The sequence below is a fragment of the Duganella levis genome, assembly GCF_009857605.1.
GTDB classification, from domain to species: domain Bacteria; phylum Pseudomonadota; class Gammaproteobacteria; order Burkholderiales; family Burkholderiaceae_D; genus Rugamonas; species Rugamonas levis.
This window is the reverse complement of record NZ_WWCT01000002.1, coordinates 388,003-409,217: the sequence shown is the minus strand read 5'-3', so window position 1 is coordinate 409,217 and position 21,215 is coordinate 388,003. Positions and strand designations below refer to the sequence as shown.

Sequence of the window (21,215 nt, the reverse complement as noted above, 5' to 3'; positions counted from 1 at the left end):
CCTCCGTCAAAATCCAAGCGTGCAGCTTAGTCGCCAACTTACTCGCTAGCGGCGTGCCAGCCGCCGCCCAGCGACTGGATCAGCGCAATCGCCGTGGTCTGGCGGTTGACCTGGGCCTGCACCAGCGCGCGGCGCGCGGTCAGCGCGGTCTGCTGCGCCGTGACCACATCACTATAGCTGACCTGCCCGGCGCGGTAACGGTTGAGCAGCTGCGCTTCGACCTGGTCGGCCGCTTCCGACGCCGCCTTGCGCAGATCCTGCTGCTGCACCAGCGCGCGCGTGGCCACCAGCTGGTTCTCGACGTCGGCGAACGCCGTCAGCACCGCCTGGCGATAGCTGGCGATGGCCTGGTCGCGCGCCGCTTCGGCGCCGCTGACGCGGGCCTTGGTGGCGCCGGCGTCGAACAGCGTCTGCGCCGCCGTCAGGCCCAGCGACCACAGATTGTTGGAGGCGTTGAACAAGCCGCCGGTGGACGCCGCGCCGTAGCCGAAGGAACCGGTCAGGTTCAGGCTCGGGAAGTAGGCGCTGCGGGCGATGCCGATGTTTTCATTGGCGGCGGCCACGCGGCGCTCGGCGGCGGCGATGTCTGGACGGCGTTGCAGCAGCGTCGATGGCAGGCCTGTCGGCACATCCGGCACGGTGATCTTCCACTCGGCCGGCGCCAGCGAGAAGTCGTTGGCGGCCTTGCCCAGCAGGACCGCGATCGCATGCTCGTAGGTGGCGCGGGTGCGCACCAGCGTGATCTGGTCGATGCGGGCGCTCGCCAGCTGGGTTTGCGCCTGCAGCAGGTCCGACTTGGCGGCGATGCCGGCGTCGAAGCGGTTCTGCGTAATTTGCAGCACGCGCTCATAGCCTTCGGTGGTCTGCTCCAGCAGCGCCTTCTCGGCGTCCGCCTCGCGCAGCGCGAAGTAATTGGTGGCCAGCTCGCCCTGTGCCGACAGGCGCGCGGCGGCCAGGTCGGCGGCGCTGGCTTGCAGGCTGGCGTTGGCGTTGCCGACACCGGCGCGCAGCTTGCCCCACACGTCCGGTTCCCAGCTAGCGCCGATGTTGGCGCGGTACTGATTGGCGGTCTGCGTGTTGCCGCCACCGCCGCTGCGGGTGCCGCTACCGTTCAGGTCCACCACCGGGAACAGCGACGCGCGCTGCTCGGCCACCAGCGCACGCGCTTGCGCGTACGACGCGATGGCGGCGGCCACGTTCTGGTTATTCACCTCGATGCTGTCGGCCAGTTGGTTCAACACCGGATCACCGAACAGCTGCCACCACGGGCCTCGTTCCAGCGTGTCGGCCGGCGCGGCGGCGGTCCAGCCGGCGGCGGCCTTGTCGGCGTCGCTCGGGGTTTCCTTGTAGGCCGCCGGCTGCGGCGTCTCCGGCACCTTGTAGGTCGGCGTGACCGAGCAGCCGGCCAGCAGCGCAACCGCCATGGCCAGCGCAGTCAGGGGATAACGGGAAGTCAGAGAGTATGTGCTCATGGAGTAATCGGCGATTCGCCGCTATGGATGCGGCTTAGTTGTTGTTCGGACGGGCTACGGCGACGCAGCTTGTCCATCAGGATGTAGACCACGGGCGTAGTCAGCAGCGTTAGCAGCTGGCTGGCGATCAGGCCACCGATAATGGCCACGCCGAGCGGCTGGCGCAGCTCCGAGCCTTCGCCGAAGCCGATCGCCAGCGGCAGCGCGCCCAGGGCGGCGGCCACGGTGGTCATCAGGATCGGACGGAAACGCAGCAGGCAGGCTTCGCGTACCGCTTCCATCGGCGACAGGCCGCGCGCGCGCTCGGCTTCCAGCGCGAAGTCGATGATCAGGATGGCGTTCTTCTTGACGATACCGATCAGCAGGAAGATGCCGATCAGCGCAATCGTCGAGAACTCCATCTTGAAGATCAGCAGCGCCAGCACCGCGCCGACACCGGCCGACGGCAGCGTGGTCAGCACCGTCACCGGGTGCACCAGGCTTTCGTACAGGATGCCCAGCACGATGTAGATCACCACGATGGCGGCCAGGATCAGCAGCGGCAGCGACTTGTTGCTGTCCTGCGCCGACTTGGCGGCGCCGGCAAAGCTGCCGCGCACATTGTTCGGCATGGCGATTTCCGCTTCCGCCTGGGCGATCTGTGTCGCCGCCTCGGACAGGCTGGCGCCGTCCACCAGGTTGAAGGCGATGGTGGTGGCCAGTTCGCCGTCCTGATGGTTGATCGAGGTCGGCGCCGAGCTTTCGGCGTAGCTGGCCACGGTCGACAACGGCACCATGGTGGTGGCCGATGTGCTCAGCGAATTGCCGGACGAGGCATCGCGCACCGCCGGCGCGGCGATGTTGGCGGCGGTGGCCGACGACGTCGTCGTGGTGCTGCTGGTGCCGCTGGTGCTGGTGGCCGCCGCCGTCGTCGCCACCTGGGCGCCGCTCGGGTTGGCGGCGCTCGGCGCCGGCAGGCCGGTGGACGGCACGTAGACGTCCTTCAGCGACTCAGGACTCTTGGCATACTCGCGCGCCACTTCCATGATGACGTGGTACTGGTTCAGCTCATCGTAGATGGTCGCCACCTGGCGCTGGCCGAAGCTGTCGTACAGCGCATTGTCGATATCCTTGGTCGAGATGCCGAGGCGCGAGGCGCTCTGCTTGTCGATGGTGACGAAGGTCTCGACACCATTGTCGGCCTGGTCGGAGTCAACGTCGGTCAGCGCTTTCTGCCCCTTCATCGCTTCCGCCAGACGGGCCGCCCATTTTTTCAGGTCGGCCTGGTTGTCGGACTTCAGCGTGTACTGGTAGTTGGCGTTGGCCGAACGGCCGCCCGAGCGCAAGTCCTGCACAGGACTGAGGAACAGCGTCACGCCGGTGACCTTGGCCAGCTTCGGCCGCAGTCGCGCAATCACCGCCTGCCCTGCCACTTTGCGTTCATTGGCCGGTTTCAGGTTGACGAACATGAAGCCGCCGCCGGCGCGCCGGCCGCCGGTAAAGCCGACCACCGTGGCCACGTCCGGATCGGCCTTGATGATGTCGACCAGCTGTTTCAGCTTGCCCTGCATGGCCTGGAACGAGATGCTCTGGTCGGCGCGGATGCCGCCGTTGATCTGGCCCGTGTCCTGCTGCGGGAAGCCGCCCTTGGGAATCGCCGCGAACAGATAGAAGTTCAGGCCAATCACGAACACCAGGCTAAGCATCACCAGCCAGACGCTGTGCAGCGCCCAGTCCAGCGCATGCTCGTAGCCTTTGAGGATGGCGTCGAAACCTCGCTCGAAGAAGCGCGCAATGCGGCCTGGCGGCTTGGCGTGCAGGTTCCCCGGCGACAGCAGCCAGGCGCACATCATCGGCGTGGTGGTCAGCGAGATCACCAGCGAAATCATGACGGCGGCCGACAGCGTAATCGCAAATTCCTTGAACAGCGCGCCAAACTGGCCGCCCATGAACAACAGCGGAATGAACACGGCAATCAGCGAAAGGCTGATCGACAGCACGGTGAAGCCCACTTCGCGGGCGCCCAGCAGCGCCGCTTCCAGGCGGTCCATGCCGGCCTCGATGTGGCGGGTGGTATTTTCCAGCACCACGATGGCGTCATCGACCACGAAGCCGGTGGCCACGGTCAGCGCCATCAGCGACAGGTTATTCAGACTGAAACCCAGCAGATACATCACGCCGAAAGTGCCCAGCAGCGAGACGATGGTGGCCACGGTCGGCACGATGGTCGCCCGCACGTTGCGCAGGAAGACGCTCACCACCAGCACCACCAGCAGGATCGAGATGATCAACGTGATCTCGATTTCATGCAGCGACGAGCGGATCGAGTTGGTGCTGTCGCTGGCCACCTGGATCTTGACGTCCGGCGGCAGCTGCGCCTGCAGCATCGGCAATTGCGCGCGCACGCTGTCCACCGTCTCGATGACGTTGGCGCCAGCCTGGGAACGCAGCAGCACAATGATGGCCTTTTCGCCGTTGAACAGGCCAAGGTTGTTCTGGTCCTCGACGCCGTCCACCACTTCCGCCACATCCTTCAGGCGGATCGCGGTGCTGTTGCGGTAGCCGACGATCAGGTTCTGGTAGTCGGAGGCGCTGCGGCCGCCGGAGGCGTTGGCCGACTCGGAATAGATCTGCAAGCGGCGGCCGTTGCCCTGCAAGGCGCCGCGCGGCCGGTTGGCGTTGGCGGCCTGGATGGCGGCGCGTACGTCCTCCATCGACAGCCCCTGCTTGTTCAGCGCATACGGGTTCAGTTCCACCCGCACCGCCGGCAGCGAGCTGCCGCCCAGTTCCACGTCGCCGACGCCGGTCACTTGCGACAGGCGTTGCAGCACGATGTTGGAAACGGCGTCGTAGATCTGGCCCGGCGTGCGGGTTTTCGAGGTCAGCGCCAGGATGATGATCGGCGCGCCCGAGGTGTTGGCCTTGCGGTAGGTCGGATTGCTGCGCAGCGTGGACGGCAGGTCGACGCGGCTGGCGTTGATCGCCGCCTGCACCTCGCGCGCCACCGAGTCGACGTTGCGGTTCAAATCGAACTGCAAGGTGACGTTGGCGGAGCTGGTGCTCGACTGCGAGGTCATTTCATTGACGCCGGCGATGGTGCCCAGGTGCCGCTCCAGCGGCGTGGCGACGCTGGTCGCCATGGTGTCCGGGCTGGCGCCGGGCAGCGTGGCGCTTACCGAAATAATCGGGAAGTTCACCTGCGGCAGCGGCGCCACCGGCAGCACGAAGAACGCGCCTATGCCGGCCAGCGCCACGCCCACCGTCAACAGGACGGTGGCGATCGGACGCTTGACGAATGGGGACGACAGATTCACGACACGTCACCTTTGCCCTGACCTGGCGCCGGCGACAGCAGCGCCGCCTGGTGCGGGTCGCGCGGCGGCTCGCCGTTGAAGCGGCGGTTGAAGCGGCGCGCCAGACTGTCGAAGCCCAGGTAAATCACCGGCGTGGTGAACAGCGTCAGCATCTGGCTGACAATCAGGCCGCCGAAGATGGCCAGACCCAGTGGACGGCGCAATTCGGCGCCCTCGCCCCAGCCCAGCATCAGCGGCACGGCGGCGAACAGCGCGGCCAGCGTCGTCATCAGGATCGGGCGGAAACGCAGCAGCGCGGCCTGGTGAATCGCCTCGCGCGGCGGCTTGCCCTCGTCGCGCTCCGCCTCGATGGCGAAGTCGATCATCATGATGGCGTTTTTCTTGACGATACCGATCAGCAGGATAATGCCGATGATGCCGATCACGCCCAGGTCCTGGCCGGTGATCCACAGCGCCAGCAAGGCGCCGACGCCGGCCGACGGCAGCGTCGACAGAATCGTCAGCGGGTGGATATAGCTTTCATACAGCACGCCCAGCACGATGTAGACGCAGACCACGGCGGCCAGGATCAGCCACAGTTGGTTGTTCAACGAATTCTGGTACGCGCCGGACGCACCGAGGAAGGTCAGCGTCACGGCGGACGGGAACTTGATCTCGGCGGCGGCCTGCTTGATGCTGTCCACCGCGGTGCCGAGTGACACGCCCGGCGCGGTATCGAAGCCCAGCGTGGTGGCCGGATACTGCGCCACGTGCGTTACCTGCAACGGCGCGGTGCGTTCGGTCACGCTGGCTACCGCCGCCAGCGGCGTGGCCTTGCCGGAGCCGGTGCGCAGCTGGAGGTTTTCCAGGTCGGCCGGGGTGTTGATCGAATTGCGGCGCGCTTCCAGGATCACGCGGTACTGGTTGGTCTCGGTGAAGATGGTCGAGACGATGCGCTGGCCGAAGGCGCTGTACAACGCGTCATCGATCGAGGCGGCGGTCACCGACAGGCGCGACGCGGTGTCGCGATCAACCGTGACATAGGCCGCCGCCGAGCTGGCGCCAACGTCGGAGGTGACGTTGCGCAGCTGGGCCTTGGTGCGCATCTGCGCTTCCAGCTTGGTGGCCCACTCGTTGACGGAAGCGTTGTCCGCGCCTTCAATTGAGACGCGGAACTGGGTCGGGCCGGTTTCGGCGTCGATGGTCAAGTCCTGGGTCGGTTGCAGGTACAGCGTCAGGCCAGGAATCTCGGCCACATGCGCGCGCAGGCGGTCCATGATGTCCTGCTGGTTGCCGCTGCGGTCGTGCTTCAGGTTGATCAGCATGCTGCCGGTGTGCAGCATGGTGTTGTTGGCTGCGTCCACGCCCACCACCGAGCTGAGGTTCTCGACCGCCGGATCTCGCAAAATCACCCTGGCCGCCTGCTGCTGCAGCTCGGCCATCTTGTCGTACGAAACAGCCTTGCCGGTTTCCAGGCGCGCCTGCAACTGGCCGGTGTCCTGGGTCGGGAACAGGCCTTTCGGAATCACCACGTACAGCAGTGCCGTCAACAGCAAGGTGGCCAGCGCCACCAGCAGCGTCAGGCCGCTATGGTTGATCACCCAGGTCAGCGATTTGTCGTAATGGCCGATCACCCAGTCGAAGAACTGCTGGAAGCGTACCGCGAAGCGCGACGGCTTCTCTTCGGCGTGGCTCTTCAGCCAGCGGGCCGACATCATCGGCACCAGCGTCAGCGACACCACGGCGGAGATCAGGATGGTGATCGCCAGCGAGATTGCGAATTCGCGGAACAAACGGCCCACCACGTCGCCCATGAACAGCAGCGGAATCAGCACGGCGATCAGCGACACCGTCAGCGAAATAATGGTGAAGCCGATCTGCTTGGCGCCTTTCAGCGCGGCGGCCATCGGCGTTTCGCCCTCTTCGATGTAGCGGGCGATGTTCTCGATCATGACGATGGCGTCATCGACCACGAAACCGGTGGCGATGGTCAGCGCCATCAGCGACAGGTTGTTCAGGCTATAGCCCAGCAAATACATCACGCCGCAGGTGCCGATCAGCGAAATCGGCACCGACAGGCTGGCGATCACGGTCGCGCGGATGCTGTGCAGGAAGGCGAAGATCACCAGCACCACCAGCACCACGGCCAGCACCAGCTCCATCTCGACGTGTTCGACGGAAGCGCGGATGCCGGTGGTGCGGTCGCTCAGCACCTCGACATGGATGGCGCCCGGCAGGCCGGCCTGCAACTCCGGCAGGCGCGCCTTGATGGCGTCCACGGTGGCGATGACGTTGGCGCCGGGTTGGCGCTGCACGTTGAGGATGATCGCCTGTTTCAGGCTGGACTTGGTGCCGGACCAGGCGCCCAGCTCCACGTTCTCGGCGCTGTCGATCACCTGGGCGACATTGGACAGGCGCACCGGGGCGCCGTTCTTGTAGGCCAGGATCAGGTCTTTATAGTCCTTGGCGGCCACCAGCTGGTCGTTGGCGTTGATGCTGTAGGCGCGGGTCGGGCCGTCGAAGCTGCCCTTGGCGCCATTGGCGTTGGCCGCCGTGATGGCGGTGCGCAACGTGTCCAGGCCCAGGCCATACGAGGCCAAGGCATTGGTGTCGGCCTGGATGCGGACCGCAGGACGCTGGCCGCCGCTCAGGGTAATCAGGCCGACGCCCGAGACCTGGCTCATTTTCAGCGCCAGGCGGGTGTTGACCACGTTCTGCACTTCCGTCAGCGGCATGGTGTCGGAGGTGATCGCCAGCGTCATCACCGGCGCGTCGGCCGGGTTAACCTTGGCGTACACCGGCGGCGCCGGCAGGTCGGTCGGCAGCAGCGAGTTGCCGGCGTTGATCGCGGCCTGCACTTCCTGCTCGGCCACGTCCAGCGTCTGGCCCAGGCCAAACTGCAGCGTGATGATGGACACGCCGGCGGCGCTGGTGGAGCTCATGCGCGACAGGCCGGCCATGGCGCCGAACTGGCGCTCCAGCGGCGCGGTCACAGTCTGCGCCATCACTTCCGGGCTGCCGCCCGGGTACAGCGTTTGTACCTGTATGGTCGGGAAGTCCACCTGCGGCAGCGCCGACAACGGCAGGAACTTGAAGCCGACGATACCCGCCAGGACGATCGCCAGCATCAGCAGCGACGTCGCTACCGGACGCTGGATGAAGGGTGCGGATGGACTCATTGCTTGGCTGCGCCTTCTTTGGCTGCGCCGTCTTTGTTACGGCGATGGTGCTCGCCGTTCGGCGACGATGCGGCGCCGGCCGCGCCAGCGCCCTGGCCTTTAGCGCCCGGCAGCGTGACCTTGGCGCCTTCTTTCAGGCGGTCGGCACCTTCGGTGATGACTTGTTCGCCCAGTTTCAGGCCGTCGGTGACCTGCACCTTGTCGACCGTGGCGACGCCGCGCGTGACAGGACGCACGGTCACGGTCTTGTCCTCTTTCAACACGTAGACGAAGTCGCCGCTGTTACCATGACGCAGTGCGTTCACCGGCACCATGATGGCGTCCTTGATGGTGTTCAGTTCCAGGCGCACGTTGACGAACTGGCTCGGGAACAGCGTCAGCTTGGTGTTGGCGAAGCGCGCCTTGGCCTTGACGGTGCCGGTCTGGGTGTCGATCTGGTTGTCCATGGCCTTGAAGGCGCCGCTGTCCAGCGTTGCGGTGCGGGTGCGGTTCAGCGCCAGCGCCGGCAAGGTGGCGCCGTCGTTGACGCGCTGCGCCACGCCCGGCACGCTGTCCTGCGGGATCGAGAATTCAACGTCGATCGGCGACAGCTGGGTGATCACAGCCAGGCCGCCGGTGTCGCTGGAGCTGACCAGGTTGCCGATATCGACCACGCGCAAGCCCACGCGGCCGGAGATCGGCGCCACTACCTTGGTGTAGCCCAGATTGATTTTGGCCGTGCCTTCGGCCGCTTTGTCGGTCAGCACCGTGCCTTCCAGTTGCTTGACCAGCGCCGCCTGCGTGTCCACGTCCTGGCGGGCGATCGAGTCCTGGGTCAACAGGGTGCGATAGCGGTTCAGCGTCAGCTTGGCGTTTTCCAGCTGCGCTTCATCGCGCTGGCGATTACCGGTGGCCTGCATCAGCGCCATTTCGAACTGGCGCGGATCGATCTGCGCCAGCACCTGGCCGGCCTTGACCATCTGCCCTTCCTTGAACAGCACCGATTGCAGGATGCCAGAGACCTGGGCGCGCACCGTGGTGGTGGCAGCCGCCGTCACCGTGCCCAGCGCTTCCAGCGTCACCGGCACGTCGGCCTTTTCAGCCGTGGCTACACCGACCGTCGTCGCCGGCATGCGGCGGCCGCCTGCACCGCCACCAGGGCCGCCAGGACCACCGGGACCGCCTGGGCCAGGACCGCCTGCACCTTGTGCACTGGCCGCGCCACCTGCCGGCTGGTGCGTCAGATACCACGCCAACCCGCCCAGGGCCGCCATCACGGCGACGGCAATCACGCTGCCGAGTAGCTTGCGGCTGCGTTTGGGAGGTTTGGCATTCAAAGTCGGCTTGGCTTGCGAATCCATCGTTATCCTTTTTCTAGGCGTGCGTGTCCATGGCAAACGCGCCATGGAATCAATGCGTGGACTCTAGCACAAGGTCTTGCCGCTGTCTGTGGGCCTTTGCCTAGGGTTACAATCTCGCTACAAATCAAGGACTTTGCGCATTTATCGTTAAACTACCTTTACATATCTTTACCGGGCCGACATCGCTCCTACACGCGTGCGCGGCATACTGGCCGCACTCACCGTAGCGTAGAATTAATCGCATGAACCCTGTAGACCGAATTTTGCTGGTAGAAGACGACCCGCGCCTGGCCGAAATGCTCACTGAATACTTGGGCCAGTCCGGCTTTCGCGTGCTGCACGCCCCCACTGGCCGCATCGCCATGGACCATATCGCCGCCTCCGAGATCGACGCCGTGATCCTCGACCTGATGCTGCCCGATATGGATGGCCTGGACGTGTGCCGCCAGCTGCGCGCCACCTCCGACGTGCCGGTGCTGATGCTGACCGCGCGCGGCGACGCCATCGACCGCATCGTCGGCCTGGAGATCGGCGCCGACGACTACCTGCCCAAGCCTTTCGAACCGCGCGAACTGCTGGCACGCCTGCGCGCCATTCTGCGCCGCCGCGTCGACGTGCGCCACCTGGACACGCCGCCCGGCGCCGGCCAGCGCGGGCAGCCCGGCCAGGACGAGTTCCTGCGCTTCGGCCGGCTGGAAGTTGACCCGGCCGCCCACGCCGCCCGGCTCGACGGCGTGCCGTGTGAGCTGACCGCCTACCAGTTCGACCTGCTGCTGGTGCTGGCCAAACACGCCGGCCGCGTGCTGTCGCGCGATGCGCTGATGGACCTGCTCAAGGGCGAACCGCTGGAAGCCTTCGACCGCTCGATCGACGTGCATATGTCGCGCATCCGCGCCGCCGTTGAAGACGATCCCAAAAAACCGCGCCGCATCATCACCGTGCGCGGCGCCGGCTACCTGTTCGCCAAGGTGCAGGACTGATGAAGCGCCGCTTTAACCTTGCGCTGGTCGGCCTGCCACGCCTGTACTTCCGCTTTTACGTCGCGCTGCTGGTGATCCTGGCGATCTTCGCCTTCGCAACGCTGGAAATCTGGAACCGCACCGGCAGCCCGCTGGAGCGCTCCAACGCCACGCTGGCGCAAGTGATGCAGAACGTGCTGGCGCCGCCCGACGCGCCGCCCGACATGCAGCAGGCCGCACTGGCGCGTGTTGCCGCCAACCTGAATGACGCCCACATGACGCTGTACACGCGCGACTGGCGTCCGCTGGCCGTGGTGGGCGACCTGATCCCGGCGCGTCACTGGCGCCGCCAGGGCGTGACCGGGCCGCCGCCGGAATCGTTTGTGCGCCTGCCGGACGGCCGCAAGCTGCTGTCCAGCGAACCGCTGGGTTTCACGCGGCCCAAGGCCATGCTGCACAACGCCCTGCTGCTGGTGGCGCTGGGCATCGGCGTGGCGGCCTTCCCGCTGGTGCGGCATCTGACCAAGCGGCTGGAGCGACTGCAAATCGGCGTCGAAAAACTCGGCGCCGGCGATTTCACCGCGCGCGTGCCAATCGAAGGCAAGGACGAAGTGGCGCGGCTGGCGCAAAGCTTCAACCGCGCCGCCGACCAGATCGAGCAACTGGTTGGCGCGCACAAGACGCTGCTGGCCAACGCCTCGCACGAATTGCGCACACCATTGGCGCGCATCCGGCTGGCGCTGGAGCTGATCCCGGAAGGCATTGATCCGAAACGGCGCAAAGGCCTGGAACAGGACATCGCCGAACTGAATCACCTGCTGGATGAAATCCTGCTGGCCAGCCGCTTGGGCGCGATCCCGGAAAACACCGACTCCGAAGAACTGGACCTGCTGGCATTGGCGGCGGAAGAATGCGCGCGCTACGACGACACCATGCTGGATGGCGAGTCGGCCGTGATGCAAGGCGATCCGCGCCTGCTGCGCCGACTGCTGCGCAATTTGCTGGAGAACGCACACCGCCACGGCGTGCCGCCGGCCAGCGTGCGCATCACCTGCGCCAATAAGGTGGCAACGTTGCGGGTATGGGATGAGGGCCCAGGCGTGCCGGATCCGGAATTCGAGCGCGTATTCGAGCCCTTCTTCCGCCGTCGCGGCACGCTGGATAACAATGGTGCGGGATTGGGTCTGGCACTGGTGCGCCAGATCGCCCGGCGCCATGGAGGCGAAGCCCGCTGCGCCCTGATGCGGGATGGGCGCAGCTGCTTCGAAGTTGAGTTACCGCTGATTTAAGGTGATTCGCACAGGCAGTGGGTGATCGCGGTGAACGGCTTGTGCTGCGCCGTGATCTCCGTCAGCCAGCCCAGGTCCTGGGCGATGCCGGTTGCCGCGCTAGGCGGCAGGCCGGTGGTGGCTGCGGCGCCCAGCTTCAGCTGCGCCGACACAGCCTGCGCCACCGCTTGCGCCGTGCCGCCGCCTATCATCTCCACAAAACGATCAAACTTGCTGATGTCACGCTCGACATACACCACGCGGTAATCCGCCGGCAGTTTGGCGCGGGCGGCGGCCGACTTCAGCGCGTCGCCATAGCTGCCCAGACGGTCGACCAGACCGCGATCCTTGGCCTGCGCGCCAGTCCACACACGGCCCTGCGCCACTTCATTGATTTTCTCCGGCGTGGTCTTGCGCGCCTGTGCCGCCTTGGTGGTGAACTCGGCGTAGATATGGTTGATGCTGCCCTGGATCACCTGGCCGAAGCGCGGGTCCAGTGGACGCAGCGGATTGCCGGCGTCGCCCAGCCAGGTAGTCGGCTGGCCGGCGGTGTGGATGCCCAGCTTGTCGATCACCTTGTCAGCGGTCGGCAGGATGGCGAACACGCCGATCGAACCGGTAATGGTGGTCGGCTCGGCGATCACTTCATCCGACGACATCGAAATCCAGTAGCCGCCCGAAGCCGCCACGTTACCCATCGAGACCACCACCGGCTTGCCGGCGGCGCGCGTCAGTTCCAACTCGCGGCGGATCAGCTCCGAAGCGAAGGCGCTGCCGCCTGGCGAATCGATGCGCAGCACCACTGCCTTAATGTTGTTGTCTTCACGCGCCATGCGAATCAGCTTCGAGGTCGAATCGCCGCCGATGGAGCCAGGACCGGCGCTGCCGTCGCTGATTTCGCCCTGCGCCACGATCACGCCGACGGCGTCGCCGGTCAGCTTGTGCGGCACGCGGGCCAGGTACTCGTCAAACGCCACCTGGCGGAAGCTCTTGGCATCCGCATCGGCGGCGCCGCGCTTGATCATCATCTGGCGGATTTCATCCTTGGTCTTCAAGCCGTCGACCAGTTTCTCGGCCAGCGACAGCTTGGCCAGGTCACCATTCACCGCCGCCACTTGCGTTGGCAGGTCGTTGATGGTCTTCATGATCTGGCCTTGCGGCAGCTTGCGCGCTTTCTCGACGTTGTCGGTGTACGAGGCCCACAGCGCATTGTTCAGATACGAATCCGCCTCGCTGGCAGCCTGCGACGGGCCGTTGGCGATGTACGGCTCGCCGAAGCTCTTGTAGGTGCCGACGCGCAGCAGGTTGACGGTCACGCCCAGCTTGTCCAGCGCATCGCGGTAGTAATTGCGATAGCGGCCGAAACCTTCGATCATCACCATGCCCATCGGATGCAGATAGACTTCGCTGGCATGCGCGGCCAGCAGGTACTGGCGCTGGTCGTAGCTGGCGCCCCAGGCGATGACCGGCTTGCCGGTGGCCTTGAAGCGGTCGATGGCGGCCGCCACTTCGCGCAGCGAGGCCTGGCCGGCGCCTTGCAGGTCGTCGGTCAGCAGCACGGCGGATGCCACGTTCGGATCCTTGGCGGCGGTGTCCAGCACGGCCAGCACGTCACGCAGTTGGATCATCTTGTGTACTTCGCCGCCACGGGCGTTGGCCAGCAGCGCCTCAGTGGCGTTGACGCTGGACTGTTCGACCAATTGGCCCTTCAGGTCCAGCACCAGCGTGGTTTTCGGTTGCAGCGGCTTGGCGCCGCCGCCGAAGATGGCGTACAGCAAGATCAGCACGATAGCCAGGAAAATCAGGTTCAGCACCGTGCGGCGGGTGGCGTCGACCGAGCGCCAGAAAAAGGCGAAGCCGCGACGAATAAACGAACGCGGTTTTTGCGGGGATTGCGGGGACTGACTCATCAACACTCCAGTGGTTGCGTAATTTGCAATGATAATACCGCTACAGCGGCTTTTTGGAAATGACCAGCAGGCCGGCGAACACCAGCAAGCCGTTCAGGATAAGCAATTCCAGCCCAATCCGATAGCTTCCAAACAGCGATTGCTGATTAAAATCAATAACATAGCATAGTAGCGGCCCGGCCAGCGCCACGACTGGCACCCAGCGGTCGCGCACGGCACGGCGGGTCAGGATACCGAAGGCAAATAGGCCCAGCAATGGGCCATAGGTGTAGCCGGTTAGCTTGAGCACCAGGCCAACCATGCTGGCGTTATCCACCCATTTGAACACCAGCACCAGCGCCAGGAAGATGGCGCAGAACGCCAGGTGCACGCGGTGGCGCAGGCGCTTGCGGCTGGCTTCCGTCAGGTCGCTGCGGCGCTGCACGCCGAGGATGTCGATGCTGAAGCTGGAAGTCAGCGCGGTCATGGCGCCGTCGGCACTGGGGAACAGCGCCGAGATCAGGCCGATGAAGAAGATCAGTTGCAGCGCGGCCGGCATGTGGCCCATCACCACGGCCGGGAACAGCTTGTCCCCTACCGCCGTTACACCGGTCGTCGGCGCGTACAGGTACAGCAACCCGCCAAGGTACATGAACAGTACCAGTACACCCGTCAGTACAGCGGTGGTCAGCAGCATGTTCTTTTGCGAGTCGCGCAGCGTTTGCACGGAGATGTTCTTCTGCATGGTTTCCTGGTCCATGCCGGTCATGGCCAGTACGATGAAGAAGCCAGCCAGCAGCTGCTTCCAGAAGTTGGCCGGGCTGTCGACCGAGGTGGTGATCACGCGGGTCAGGCCGTGCGCCTGCATTTGCGCAAAGCTGTCCAGCGGGCCAAGGTTCATGGCGTGCAGCAGCCAGCCGGCGCAGATCACCAGGCCCAGTACCATGCCGGTGGTTTGCAGCGTATCGGTCCAGACGATGGTCTTGACGCCGCCTTCGTAGGTGTACAGCAGGATCATGGCGAGGATGACCGTGGTGGTCAGCCAGAACGGCACGCCCATGCTGTCGAGAATCGTCAATTGCAGGATGTTGACCACCAGGTACAGCCGCGCCGAGGCGCTCAGCAGGCGCGAGATGATGAAGAACGCGGCGCCGCTCTGGTAGGCGCGCTGGCCGAGGCGTTGTTCCAGATAGGTGTAGATGGAGGTGAGCTTGAGGCGGTAGTACAGCGGCAGCAGGATGAAAGTGACGGCGATGTAGCCCAGCACATAGCCGAGTATAACTTGCAGGTAGCCGAAACCATCGCGGCCGACGGCGCCGGGCACGCTGATGAAAGTGACGCCGCTCAGCGTAGTGCCGACCATGCCGAACGCCACCAGCATCCAGTTACTGCGCTTGTTACCGATGAAAAAGCTGTCGTTATTAGCGTTGCGGGAGGTACGCCAGGCTACGATCAGCAGCACGGCGAAATAGGCGGAGACGAGGCAAAACAGCGAGACTGCGGACATGGGGTGGAAGGTGAAGAATTCAGATCGCCGCCAATATACACCAGTTGGCGGCGCTGGCTTTTACCCCGAAGCCAAACCGGGGTCTGACCCCGTACGGGGTCAGACCCCTAGCGAAGTGCGGGTTTAGTGTGCGGCCACGCGCACGCCGCTACCCCGCACGGCGCGTGGATTCAGGCGATCCAGCCGTCCGCTCAGCGCGGTCAGGCCCAGCGCGCCGAGTACCACCAGCCCGCCGATCCAGCCGGTGTGCACCAGACCCACATGCTCAACGATCAGACCGCCGCCCCACGCGCCACCTGCAATCCCCAGGTTAAACGCCGCAATGTTCAGGCCCGATGCCACATCCACGGCACGCGGCGTGTAGTGTTCCGCCTGCTGCACGACATATACCTGCAAGCCGGCCACGTTACCAAACGCCACCGCGCCCCACACCAGTACAGTTGCCAGCATCAGCCATTTGTACGAGGCGGCGAAGCTCAACACCACCAGTACAGCCGCCAGACCCAGGAAGATGATCTTCAGCGCGCCAATCGGGCCGCGCTTGTCGGCCAGTTTGCCGCCCCAGATATTCCCTACCGCGACCGATACGCCGTACACCAGCATCACCAGACCCACCGCGCTGGCGCTGAAGCCAGTGATGTCGGTCAGGATCGGCGCCAAAAAGGTGAAGGCGATGAACGAACCGCCGTAACCCACCGCCGTCATGGCGTACACCAGCAACAGGCGCGGCTCAGCCAGCACTTTCATCTGCTGCAGCAGCGAAGCCGGTTTGTTGTGCTGGATATTCGACGGCACAAACAGCATGCTGCCGACCACCGCAATCGCACCCAGCGCTGCCACGGCCAGGAAAGTCTCGCGCCAACCGAAATGCTGGCCAATGAAGGTCCCCAGCGGTACACCGGTGACCAGCGCCACAGTCAGGCCGGTGAACATGATGGCGATCGCGCTGGCCGCTTTCTCCTTCGGCACCAGCGAGGTGGCGATGGTCGAGCCGATCGAGAAGAATACGCCGTGCGCCAGTCCTGTGAGGATGCGGGCGATCACCAGCGATTCGTAGCTTGGCGCTTTCCAGGCCAGCAGGTTACCGAGGGTGAACAGCACCATCAGCGATACCATCAGCAGCTTGCGCGGCACTTTGCCGGTCAGCGCGGTCAGCAGCGGTGCACCGACGGCCACGCCCAGGGCGTACAGGCTGACCAGCAGGCCGGCCGATGGCAGGTTCACGCCCAGATCGGCGGCGATGGTCGGCAACAAGCCGACAATGACAAACTCGGTGGTCCCGATGGCGAATGCGCTGATGGTCAGCGCGAGTAGTGCAATTGGCATGACGTCACTCCTGAGTAGTTGATGTCATGCAGTATCAGGACTTTCGCGCATGAGAAAAAGACACGAAACTCCAAAACATCTTTGCTCAGTACGCAATAATGGGGATGGTCTCGATGGCCCATGGCCCGCCGTCGCGGCGGTCCGGCCCCGGCACCACGCAGGCGGTGCGGCCGGTGAACTCGCGCTCTACGCGCACTTCGTCGATGCGCCAGCCGCGCTCCTCCAGCTCCCGGATCTTCTGGCGGAAGGCGATTTGCAGCGCGTCGGATTTGATCGACACCTCTTGCAGCCACGAATCCGGCACCCGCTCCGGCCGCACTTTGCTCAGCACCGCCAGGTCCTGGTTGAAGATTTTCAGGTTGCTGGCGACCACGCGGCGGTCCAGCAGCGGCCAGCGCATGAAGGTGCGGCCCATCATCCACCAGGTGCGGGTACGGGTGCCGTCCACCGGCGTGTGGGCCGAGACGATGTAGATTTTCCAGCCGTCGCGCGGCGCCAGTTCCAGCGTGACGCAGGGTCCGGACAGGTGGAAGCCGGGCCGCGTGGACACGTCCACATGCGCGCCGGTCGGCGCACGCCGCCAGCCTTTGCGCACCGGCCGGCGCATGGTCATCAGCGCGCTGCCGCCCCACGGCTCGCGCTCGACGTCGAAACCGCCGATTTCCGGATGATCGGGATCGCCGAAGGTGGAACCGTGGACGAACGGCGCGTGGGCGAAATCGAGGCCGTTTTCCATCACGCGATCCCAGCTTGCATCCCAGTCGAAGTGGCCGGAGACCACGCGCACATTGGGATCGTCGACCCAGTCCAACTGCGGCAGCGGTGGACGTTCGGCTTCCGGCAGGTCGCCGAGGAAGGCCCAGATCCAGCCATAGCGTTCGATGGTCGGATAGGCATCCACGCGCGCGCGCAGCGGAATGCGCAGGTCGGGCTGCGCCGGAATGTGGTTGCAGACACCGTCGCCGTTGAAGCGCCAGCCGTGATACGGGCATTGCACGCTGCCACCCACCTTGGCGCCGGCCGACAGCGCTCCGCCGCGATGCACGCAGATGTCCGACAGCAGCCGCGCCATACCGACTTCATCGCGGAAAGCCACAAAGTGCTGCCCCAGCAGCTGCACCGGCTTCAAGCCGTCCGCCAGTTGCGCGGACGGCAGCACCACATACCAGAGATTAGTCAGCATGACGCCTTCGAAAGGACATTGAATGCGTCAGATTCTACCAGCCGAACTTGAGCTCCACACCGAGGTAGTCGGCATCGCGGCCGCCGGCGTTGCGCAGCGTGTCGCCGGCGTGGAAATGCACCGCTTCCACCGCCGCAGCGACGTTGGCCGACACCGCCCAGTCAACGCGCAACTGGCCGTAAGCGCCGGTCCAGCGCGATCCTTGTCCAGCGGTGCGCGGCACGCCAGCCATGCTTTGCACATACACCGCGTCGGCGGTGGTCTGGCGCCATTGCAGGCCAAGCGCGGTGGTGACGCTGAGCGTCTTCGCCGGCTTGAGCGTGACCGATGGCTTCAGATGGATCAAGTTGCTGTAGCCGGTCAGGCCGGCCAGCGCGAAGTAATACCCGTTGGGGAACAGCGGATTGAAGGTACCCAGCTTGCCGTCGCCGGCGTGCTTGTCACCGGAGGCCATGTCGAATTGCAGGCCGACGCGCGGCGTCCATTCGGTCTTGGCGAAGGTGTAGCCGGCGATGGAGCCGAGGGCCCATGCCGATACCTGCTTCGCTCCCACCTGGCCGGTCTGGCGCATGCCTTCGATATCGAAGTCCACTGCCCCGCTCTTGCCGTTGTAGCGCATGTCCCAGACGTTGCGGCGTTCGTCGCCGGTGGCGTCGAGGAAGCGCGCACTGTCGCGGCGATAGCGCGAGTAGTAGCCGGACAGGTCGCCGGGGCCGAGGCCCTGGTATTCGAGCCGGATGCCGTTCAGCGTCAGGTGGCCGTTGGAGTAGTCATCGAAGCTGTCGACGCTGCGGTTTTGCACCGGTTGCGTGACGTAGCCGATCAAACGCCATGGGCCATGCTCCCAGTCGGCCCAGACGCCGTCAAAGGCCTGGCGTACATTGGGGCCGTCGCGCACGGCGATAAAGCGCTGCAAGTCGAAGGCCATTTCCTGGCGGCCGACGCGGACCTTGACGGCGCCGTCGGCGGTGGGCACGGCGACGGTCATGAACAACTGTTCGACGTCCAGCTTGTCGCGGTCGGGTGGCGCAATGGTCTTTTTGCCGAAGGTGCGGGCGTCGACCAGTTGGCCGAAGAGTTGCACGTAGGGGCCGAGACGCAGATCGGCGTGCAGGTTGGTGCGCTGGATGACGTAGCCGTCGGACGGCGCGGTGCCGGCGCCGAACAGTGGCGCATCGATATGCTCGTAGCGCTCGCGCAGGCCGGCGCCAAGCGACAGATAGGATATGCCGTCGTCGCTGAGCGGAATGTATTTCAGGCCATCCAGCGGCTGGCGCGGCACGCAAGGATCTGCCAGCACGCCCCAGTTCTCCATCCAGCGATTAAAGTTGATGACCGGCCGCTTGGTGTCGCAGGCTGGCGCCGGGGCGGCTGCGGCCGGGACGTCGGTGGCCGCCGTCAAGGTTTGCGCGCCGGCCGCGCTGCTGACGACCAGCGCCAGCGCGCCGCCGCAGCGGAGCAACGTAAAACTATTTCGCTGCATTGTGAATCTCGCTGATGTAACCACCTGGGAACTGCAACATAGCGCTCACATTACCCTGACTCGTTTTAACCGGCGGCACCAGCACCTTGACGCCATTGGCGGCCGCCTTCTCCAGCGTCGCCGCCACATCGTCCACCTGATAACCGGTGGTCTCGCGGCCATACGGGAACGGCAGCTTGCCATCGCTGACAAACACCATCATCTTGCCGAAGCCCGACGACAGCTGCACGCGGCGCACCTGCTCACCGGCGCGACCAATTTCCGCACCATCGATCTGGTCGTCGGCAGTCACCTTGGCATGTGCAAACTGCTTGAACTGGCCGATAAACTTATCGCCCGATACCTTGGACACGTACACACGGTTATCCGGCACGCTATGCAGCGGCGCATACGACGGCGACCTGGTATGCCAGTACAGCTGCATGTTCACGCCGCCGGCCCACTGGATCATCACATCCTTGCCGATCGGGTCATCAAACGGCTCAACCGTCACATCGGCGCCCGCCTCCACCGCCGCCTTGGTGGCGACGTGAATATCGTTCACCAGGTAGCCGGTGCGCTCTGCGCCGAAGCCGTAAGGAATCGGCGTCTGGAACGCAAACACCGACAGCATGCCGACCGGCGTCTGCACATATTGCGAGGCGGTCTTGCTCGGCGTCGGCGTCACCGTGAACACCGCGCGCGGGGTCGCCTTGCCGCCGAAAGTACCGGTAAAACTATCGATGAAGGTCGCGAGATCGGCGTCCTGCACGTATACGTGGGTGGTGTCGTATTGCGGACCGACCGCGACATCCGGCGCCGCCATCGCCAGCGCCGGCAGCGCCAGGGCGACCGACAATGCGCCAGCGAGCATACGGTGACGGAAGGATTGCATGGTCATGAAAACTCCTGAAATAACATGAATAAGGGATTTTTTCACTATACCAATCGGCGGGCCGCGATTGCCCTACCATCGGATCAGTTGGCCCAATTTTTTTGCTTCCGGCGGTGCGGGCGCCTGCGTTAAAATCGCCGCATGAACTCTGAAAAACTCGCCCTGCTGCTGACCCGCGAAATGCCATACGGGAAGTACAAAGGCCGCAAAATCGCCGACCTGCCCGGACACTATCTGGGCTGGTTCGCGCGTGAAGGCTTCCCTTCCGGCGAACTCGGCGCCCTGATCGCGCTGATGTACGAACTCGACCATAACGACCTGCGCATGCTGCTCGATCCGCTGCGCCGGCCATAGCGGCCAGCGTGACGTCCCGGCAATGGAAATACGTGTATAAATACGCTATTGCATTGTTTAGGAGAACGTCATGGCTGCGCACCCGCTTGGCTGCACCTGCTTCATCATTCCATCCAAAATGCTGCGCAAACTGGCCGAGCAAACCACCGACCAGCAAGAGCGCCACTGCCTGCTGGATACAGCTGAGCTGTCCGCCCATTTGCGCGGCCAGCGTTCAGTCGCGCCAATGACGCTGGGCATCACCGCCGCCACCGGCGAAAAACGCCGCACCGTCTACGACGCCCAAAACAAGTCCAAGCTGCCCGGCAAACTGGTGCGCGAAGAAGCCAGCAAACCGTCCACCGACAAGGCCGTCAACCAAGCCTATGACGGCGCCGGCGCCACCTACGATTTCTACCGTGAAATCCTGCAGCGCAACTCGATCGACAACAAAGGCTTGCGCATCGATTCCACTGTCCATTACCAGAACAAATTCAATAATGCTTTCTGGAACGGCCAGCAGATGGTGTATGGCGACGGCGACGGCAAGCTGTTCATGGGCTTCACCGGCGCGGTCGATGTCATCGCCCACGAACTGACCCACGGCGTGACGCAGTACGCGGTGCCGGGCGGGCTGGTGTATGAGGGCCAGAGCGGCGCGCTGAACGAGTCGATTTCCGATGTGTTCGGCAGCGTGGTCAAGCAGTGGACGCTGAAGCAAAGCGCCGAACAGGCCGACTGGCTGATCGGCGCTGGCATCATGGCGCCATCGGTCGGCAAGGCATTGCGCTCGATGGCCGATCCGGGCAATCAGGCGCTCACCTGGTCGGGCGACGACCAACCGAAAACTATGGCAGGATATATCGAGAACGGCGACGTCCACACCAACTCAGGCATTCCCAACCACGCGTTTTACGCGGCCGCGATTGCGCTCAAGGGCAATGCCTGGGAAAAGGCCGCGCCGATCTGGTACAAATCGCTGTCGCTGCTGACGCCCAACGCCACGTTTGCCGACATGGCCAAGGCCACCGCGCAAGCCGCCGCATTGCTGTACGGCGCCGATTCGGCCGAACAGCACGCGGTGCAGGCGGCGTGGAAAGTAGTTGGCGTCAGTTAAAGTAAGGGAGCAT

Annotated in this window: 14 protein-coding genes; 4 read left to right on the top strand and 10 right to left on the bottom strand. The window is 64.7% G+C overall.

The features are described 5' to 3' along the window. Positions 1-38: 38 nt before the first annotated feature. Genes GTP69_RS04830 through GTP69_RS04815 form a run of 4 tightly spaced genes read right to left on the bottom strand, consistent with a single transcriptional unit; the run spans position 39 to position 9,263 of the window. Positions 39-1,472 (bottom strand): efflux transporter outer membrane subunit, encoded by a 1,434-nt coding sequence (locus GTP69_RS04830; RefSeq protein WP_161053801.1) that lies wholly within the window; start codon positions 1,470-1,472, stop codon positions 39-41. Then, positions 1,469-4,765, bottom strand: coding sequence for an efflux RND transporter permease subunit (locus GTP69_RS04825; protein WP_161053800.1), 3,297 nt, complete (start codon positions 4,763-4,765; stop codon positions 1,469-1,471). Before GTP69_RS04825 ends, GTP69_RS04830 begins: the two co-directional genes overlap by 4 nt. Next, positions 4,762-7,923 carry an efflux RND transporter permease subunit gene (locus tag GTP69_RS04820; protein ID WP_161053799.1) on the bottom strand — a complete coding sequence of 1,054 codons (3,162 nt, stop codon included), beginning with the start codon at positions 7,921-7,923 and terminating at the stop codon, positions 4,762-4,764. The genes GTP69_RS04825 and GTP69_RS04820 overlap by 4 nt, the downstream gene beginning before the upstream one ends. Next, positions 7,920-9,263, bottom strand: a complete 1,344-nt coding sequence (locus GTP69_RS04815; RefSeq protein WP_161053798.1) for an efflux RND transporter periplasmic adaptor subunit — start codon at positions 9,261-9,263, stop codon at positions 7,920-7,922. Before GTP69_RS04815 ends, GTP69_RS04820 begins: the two co-directional genes overlap by 4 nt. Positions 9,264-9,505: 242 nt before the next feature. On the opposite strand from GTP69_RS04815, the gene GTP69_RS04810 reads away from it, so the two are divergent. Continuing rightward, positions 9,506-10,243: a response regulator gene (locus GTP69_RS04810; protein ID WP_161053797.1), complete on the top strand. Its 738-nt coding sequence runs from the start codon at positions 9,506-9,508 to the stop codon at positions 10,241-10,243. After that, the gene (locus tag GTP69_RS04805) at positions 10,243-11,511 is read left to right on the top strand and encodes a sensor histidine kinase (protein WP_161053796.1); all 1,269 of its coding nucleotides are present in this window, start codon (positions 10,243-10,245) and stop codon (positions 11,509-11,511) included. The genes GTP69_RS04810 and GTP69_RS04805 overlap by 1 nt, the downstream gene beginning before the upstream one ends. Here the strand turns inward: GTP69_RS04805 and sppA are convergent. The 6 genes from sppA to GTP69_RS04775 all read right to left on the bottom strand — a co-directional run bounded on the left by sppA (position 11,508) and on the right by GTP69_RS04775 (position 19,758). Continuing rightward, positions 11,508-13,400: a signal peptide peptidase SppA gene (sppA, locus tag GTP69_RS04800; RefSeq protein ID WP_161053795.1), complete on the bottom strand. Its 1,893-nt coding sequence runs from the start codon at positions 13,398-13,400 to the stop codon at positions 11,508-11,510. The genes GTP69_RS04805 and sppA overlap by 4 nt on opposite strands. 40 nt (positions 13,401-13,440) lie before the next feature. Then, a complete protein-coding gene (locus tag GTP69_RS04795) occupies positions 13,441-14,886 on the bottom strand; it encodes a sodium:solute symporter (protein WP_161053794.1) in 1,446 nt (481 codons plus the stop codon). A gap of 123 nt (positions 14,887-15,009) precedes the next feature. Further along, positions 15,010-16,212, bottom strand: a complete 1,203-nt coding sequence (locus GTP69_RS04790; RefSeq protein WP_161053793.1) for an MFS transporter — start codon at positions 16,210-16,212, stop codon at positions 15,010-15,012. An 85-nt stretch (positions 16,213-16,297) separates the two neighbouring features. After that, positions 16,298-17,395, bottom strand: coding sequence for an aromatic ring-hydroxylating dioxygenase subunit alpha (locus GTP69_RS04785; RefSeq protein ID WP_161053792.1), 1,098 nt, complete (start codon positions 17,393-17,395; stop codon positions 16,298-16,300). Positions 17,396-17,429: 34 nt separating this feature from the next. Beyond that, positions 17,430-18,878: an alginate export family protein gene (locus tag GTP69_RS04780; protein ID WP_202424290.1), complete on the bottom strand. Its 1,449-nt coding sequence runs from the start codon at positions 18,876-18,878 to the stop codon at positions 17,430-17,432. Further along, positions 18,865-19,758: a VOC family protein gene (locus tag GTP69_RS04775; protein ID WP_161053791.1), complete on the bottom strand. Its 894-nt coding sequence runs from the start codon at positions 19,756-19,758 to the stop codon at positions 18,865-18,867. Before GTP69_RS04775 ends, GTP69_RS04780 begins: the two co-directional genes overlap by 14 nt. Positions 19,759-19,893: 135 nt before the next feature. On the opposite strand from GTP69_RS04775, the gene GTP69_RS04770 reads away from it, so the two are divergent. Next, complete coding sequence (locus tag GTP69_RS04770; RefSeq protein WP_161053790.1) at positions 19,894-20,106, top strand: DUF3820 family protein; 213 nt, start codon at positions 19,894-19,896, stop codon at positions 20,104-20,106. A gap of 70 nt (positions 20,107-20,176) precedes the next feature. Next, on the top strand, positions 20,177-21,202 hold the full coding sequence (locus GTP69_RS04765) for a M4 family metallopeptidase (protein WP_161053789.1): 1,026 nt from the start codon (positions 20,177-20,179) through the stop codon (positions 21,200-21,202). Positions 21,203-21,215: the final 13 nt, after the last annotated feature.